A 1,661-nucleotide genomic window follows, 5' to 3' on the forward strand; every position below is an offset into this window, starting at 1 on the left:
GTGACAAACGCTGCTCCCGCTGCGGCTAATGCGGCAATGAGTGGACCAAAAATGAACGAACCAAGTGCCACAAGTCCTACCTTAAAGAGGGTTATTTCACCAATCAGAGGTTCTAGCCATTGGAACCAGCCTTTAATCCTCTCTGTGAGATCACTGATACCTTTTCTTAAATCAGAGGTAGGATTAAGCAAATCATTAAAGACTTTTTTTAAGGTTTTTGCCCAGCTCGCAACGGTTGTTTGAATGAGGTCGCGGTTTTCATCAATCAGGCGAGAAAAACCGTCAATCATGTCATTGATCACGGGCATGAAACGCGCGCCAATAAAGCTCGCGATACCGCCTATTTTTTTCTTAAAGGCTCCCATTTTGTCACTCAAATCTGCTGCATAGCGTGCAACATCGGCACCTATCAGCCATTTTCCTTTTCGCGCCTTTGCAAACAGCTCTTTAATGGGTGCCATGCCTTGTGCAAGCATGGTCGCCATTTCTTTACCATCGCCCCCAAACAGCAGAGCGGCAATATGCTGTCTTTGTGCTTGATTTTTCATCTTACTCATCTTGTCGGTAATTTCTTCTAACAAGACAGAAGTGGATTTGAGTTTTCCAGAAGTGTTTTTGACAGAAATGCCAAGTGCTTCAAAGCCCATCATGCCTCTTTTTTGTCCAGCATAGGCTTGTGCTGAACGCCTATTTAAAACCGCTAAGGATTGTTGAAAAAGTTCGGCAGAAGTGCCTGAATTATCGGCTGCATCACCCCATAATTGAAGTGATGCAACACTCATATTTAAATGGTGTGATGCGTGGTGAAGACTATCTCCCAGATGCATGGTTTTCATGGTGAGGGCGGTTACACTTGCCACAAGTCCACCACCAGCAAGCCCTAAAGCACCAGTAAAGACCGAAGCACGGCTTGCCGCCACTCCAAGAGCACTTTGAACGCCATGAAGGCTTTTTGTCATGTTTTTGACAGCAGCAGAAAAGCGCGGAATACCCAAACTATGTGAGAGTGTTTTTGACAATGTATCGAATTTTTTTTGAAGATGTTTAAGAGGTGCGGTGAGTTTGTCTTCAAGAGATAATCTCACCTTTGCATCAGCAACTTTTTCACTCATTTTGTCTTATACCTTTCTGCTGCTTGATTTCGCCAAAAGACCAATTCTTCCAGTTCCATTTCCATCATGTCTGAAAGTGGCCAATGAAAAACAATGGCAATATCGGCTATGAGTTTCGCGGCAGTTTCGCAGTCTTGGAAGCCCGCCGACTTGAAAAAAAATCTATAATCTCACGAATATCTTCCATGTCATAAGGATCAATTTCCTCAACGGCATCTATGGGCCAGCCAGAAAGGCGTGAAGTAATGAATTCTAACTGATCAGCATCGTCTTCCTTAAAGGTCGCTTTTAAGTCTTTATATTTCGGGCGCCGTAAGGTGATTTCGGTATGTTCTTTTCCTTCAAAGGTAATCGGTACAAGTAATTTATGTGTAATGCTTGTTTGTACTGTCATTTTTATAATCCTAAGTTTTCTCTATGATCTGCGAGTTGATTGACGCCATTGAATCTCCTCACCATGTTGAGGGCGTCTATCTCAACGATTTCAACGTCCTTCTGGACATATTTGAAATACTGCAATGTGAAGGTAGTTGTGGATGTTGCTTTGCT

At 43.1% G+C, this 1,661-nt stretch carries 4 protein-coding genes; all 4 read right to left on the minus strand.

What is annotated here, in order from left to right:
* A partial coding sequence (locus tag ACFIJK_RS08885) for a phage tail tape measure protein (RefSeq protein ID WP_375627540.1) occupies positions 1-1,112 on the minus strand: 1,112 nt, incomplete at its 3' end.
* Positions 1,109-1,180 carry a GpE family phage tail protein gene (locus ACFIJK_RS08890; RefSeq protein ID WP_081429755.1) on the minus strand — a complete coding sequence of 24 codons (72 nt, stop codon included), beginning with the start codon at positions 1,178-1,180 and terminating at the stop codon, positions 1,109-1,111. The genes ACFIJK_RS08890 and ACFIJK_RS08885, both read right to left, overlap by 4 nt.
* 38 nt (positions 1,181-1,218) lie before the next feature.
* Entirely contained in the window at positions 1,219-1,506 is a 288-nt protein-coding gene (locus ACFIJK_RS08895) for a phage tail assembly protein (RefSeq protein ID WP_375626896.1), read from the minus strand.
* 2 nt (positions 1,507-1,508) lie between these two features.
* A partial coding sequence (locus ACFIJK_RS08900) for a phage major tail tube protein (RefSeq protein WP_375627542.1) occupies positions 1,509-1,661 on the minus strand: 153 nt, incomplete at its 5' end.

The sequence above is a fragment of the Bartonella sp. PS17NMGDW genome, assembly GCF_042193555.1.
Lineage (GTDB): Bacteria > Pseudomonadota > Alphaproteobacteria > Rhizobiales > Rhizobiaceae > Bartonella > Bartonella grahamii.

Bases quoted from the DNA above. Each gene is read 5' to 3' on its own strand.
- ACFIJK_RS08895 (WP_375626896.1), bottom strand. From the start codon at position 1,506: ATGACAGTACAAACAAGCATTACACATAAATTACTTGTACCGATTACC.